At 35.2% G+C, this 3,280-nt stretch carries 2 protein-coding genes; one reads left to right on the top strand and one right to left on the bottom strand.

Going from position 1 to position 3,280, the window contains the following annotated elements:
- Positions 1 to 436: 436 nt before the first annotated feature.
- Entirely contained in the window at positions 437 to 1,930 is a 1,494-nt protein-coding gene (locus tag F6K22_RS36770) for a site-2 protease family protein (protein WP_293109653.1), read from the bottom strand.
- 48 nt (positions 1,931 to 1,978) lie between these two features.
- On the opposite strand from F6K22_RS36770, the gene F6K22_RS36765 reads away from it, so the two are divergent.
- Positions 1,979 to 2,635 carry an MBL fold metallo-hydrolase gene (locus F6K22_RS36765; RefSeq protein ID WP_293109651.1) on the top strand — a complete coding sequence of 219 codons (657 nt, stop codon included), beginning with the start codon at positions 1,979 to 1,981 and terminating at the stop codon, positions 2,633 to 2,635.
- The last annotated feature ends 645 nt before the right edge of the window (positions 2,636 to 3,280 follow it).

Here is a 3,280-nt window from a genome sequence, read left to right as displayed (position 1 = left end):
TGGTTATTTTCTGAGATTAAAAAGTTCAGGAAACCTTTTTATCCAAAAATAAAGGTATAAAGCCTATATATTCATGGAGAAAAAAAAATCCTTGAGCGCCAATCCTCTTCTTTATAAGAAGAGATAATTATTAATTATTAATTGTTGAACTGTTGCCTTTTGCCTAAATAAAAGTGTTGAGTTTTTTTACACAACTCAAATAAAATTGCTATATACTTAGTTCCTACTATCAATGTAAGCATTCAGGTATTACCTGTCAGCTTGAGTACAATAATATTCTAACCTTAAGGAAGAGGTTTAAATGAATATAGACTTTAAAGTCGGCTTTTATAGTAAAATTTAATTTTGACTAAATTAATAAAGCTTTGATCTACAACTAAAGTAAATAGCTAATAGCTGATTGCTGATTGCTGACTGCTGAATGCTTACCTATCAATTAGAAATTTAACCACTGTATTACCATCTTTGGTGCTGGCAATAAAATTATTATCAATAAACCTAACATTAACAATCCTAAAAAGTCACGTTTATCATCTAGTTCACTAACATCATTAAGAGCAGGTTCATCAGCAAGAGGCAATAAAAACAGAAAGATTGCTAAAAATAAAAATTCCTTATTTATAAACGCTAATAACAATAATAAAAATCGGGAAATTTGACCAATAACCATACCAGTGCGTTGCCCAAACATAGCGTGTACTATATGACCACCATCAAGTTGCCCAATAGGCATTAAATTATATGCAGTAACTACTAAACCTATATAACCAGCCACTGCTACTGGATGTAAATCTATACCTTTGTTATAAGTTAACTCCGCACCTAATGCTAATTTACTTAATACAGCTAATAAAAAAGAAAAAGTCGGATTTAATGAATCTATAGATAATATTCCTGAATCTTCAGAAAGAGGCACAACACTAGAGTTAGATAAACCCCAAATTAATAGAGGTATTGTGACTACTAATCCGGCAATAGGACCTGCTATACTAACATCAAATAAAGATTTACGATTAGGTACAGGACTTTGCATCCGAATAAATGCGCCAAAAGTTCCTAAGAAAAACGGCACTGGAATAAAATATGGTAAAGTTGTACGGATTTTGTATAATTGAGCTGTTATATAATGACCAAATTCATGGCATCCTAAAATTAGGATAAGAGCAATTCCATAAGGTAGACCCTGAATTAATAAATTAGGGTCATATTGTATAGCATCTTCAGAAATACCAACTATTTCTCTCGCCCCTACTAATGTAGTAGTAAATAAAGTGATTAGTAATAATCCTAAAGCCAACATTATAGGTCTTTTATATTCTTCAGACTCTTGAGTTTTATTCTTACTACAAAGTGGGTTAGGAACTAGAGCAAAAAAAGGTTTACCTTGAAAGCTATTTTGAAATACTACTAGGAAGCGATCGCCAAATTTTCCTTCTACATTTTCTCGTACTGTTTGATAAGCTTTTTCTGGGTTAGAACGTAACTGACCTCGACAAATAACTGCTTGAGCTCTATACTCTAAATTCCTTAGATAGTAAACTGTCCAAGGAAAACAATTTCGTAGGCTGATTTCTTCTGTTTTGTCTATTGCTAGTTTTGGTGGAGTTTGGTTGATAGTTCGAGTAGGGTCGATTTCTGGTTGACTCTGGGAGTTACTATTTTCTATTTTTGATTTATCTGATTGACTAGGAGTATAACGTCCCTGTTGTACCAATAACCAGTACAGATAAGGACACAAAACAAAAGGGATGATAATTAATGCAGGTGGTAGTTGCTTTTGACCATAGATTAACATCCAACTCGTCCATATTAAAGCAGGTGTCATCATTACTAGCCATAATATCCAGATAGGAGTGCGAGTAATTTTGCTGACACTGCTCTGTAATATGAAGTATGTAATAACTCCTAATAGAATTAATAAAAAGACCATAATAGTTTACTAAGTTCTGTCTATTTCTAATTAAGTAAAAATACTGCCTTGACACAACAGCCTTTTGTCTCCAAACCTCCCCAATTTGTCCTGGAAAATATTTTCGCTTTTTCGCCAAACCGAGATACTTTAGGAGGAACTTCTTATTTTATTGTAGAGAATCAGACGAACATTCTGATTGATTGTCCTGCCGATAATGAAACAAACTTAAAATTTATCATGGAACACGGAGGAGTAAAGTGGTTGTATATTACCCATCGTAGTGCTATTGGCAAGGCAAAGGAAATTCAAGCATCTTTCAAATGTGAGATTCTAATTCAAGAACAAGAAGCTTATTTGTTGCCTGGGTTAAAAGTAACTACTTTTGAACAGGAGTTTAATTTGAGTCCACATACTAATATTTTCTGGACTCCTGGTCATACTCCTGGTTCGTCTTGTCTATATTACTCAGGGAATGGAGGGGTATTATTTACAGGTCGTCATTTATTACCTAATATTCAGGGGGAAGCTGTTCCGTTGCGTATTGCTAAGACTTTTCATTGGCCTAGACAGGTTCAAAGTGTTAAATTTTTGATTGACCGATTTTCTTCAGAAACTTTACAGTATATTTGTCCTGGTGCTAATACTGGTGCCTTGAGAGGTAAGCGAGTAATTGACTCAGCTTATAATAAGTTAGTATCTTTAAATTTAGATACTTATTCTTAAGTTAAATCATCGTTTTGAGTTAGTTTTGAGTTGATTGACTATATATCACACCTTATGAAAACTCACGGATAAATTTTGTTGAAGATAAAAATTTGATCTCAACGTTGGTTGAAGACCCGCGTTCTCCCGCAGGGAAGCTGAGAGATGGGAAAACCAATCAATTTTGCGGTTTTTCCATATACTGTGCAATTGTAGTTAAAGGCTGCTGGGCTAGCAGTGTCAGCGCCAGTCGCTCATGGGGGAGACCCCCTTTGGCGGCGCTGTCTTGTCTGTGGAGCGACCGTAAGACCGAAAAGAGGGAAGGGCCTCGGAGGCAGGTGCGTTAGAAGCAGAAAGCCCCTAACAGCAATGTTAGGGAATCCCGCGCTGCAGGTGCAAGTGCAGCGTCGGGAGGATGTCAATACTTACATATATAGATAATTGAGACAAGACTGAGGTTTAACCTATTTAATCTTTGCTTTTAAAGTTGTGGATTTTTTTTAATTAGGGTTTGCGCTCAAAAGTCTTTTAATACGGGTAGGAGTCAGCCCTCAAAAAAAATGGGAATTTAGAGGAGGTAAGAGTAAGAATTGTAAGAGTAATTTTTCTGCCTCACGTCAACCCAAAATACTAGCTTTTTGAGCTTTTCGGTACAAAAAGACAACA

The sequence above is a fragment of the Okeania sp. SIO2F4 genome (genome assembly GCF_010672385.1).
Taxonomy (GTDB): domain Bacteria; phylum Cyanobacteriota; class Cyanobacteriia; order Cyanobacteriales; family Microcoleaceae; genus Trichodesmium.
This window is presented reverse-complemented; position numbering and strand designations above follow the sequence as displayed.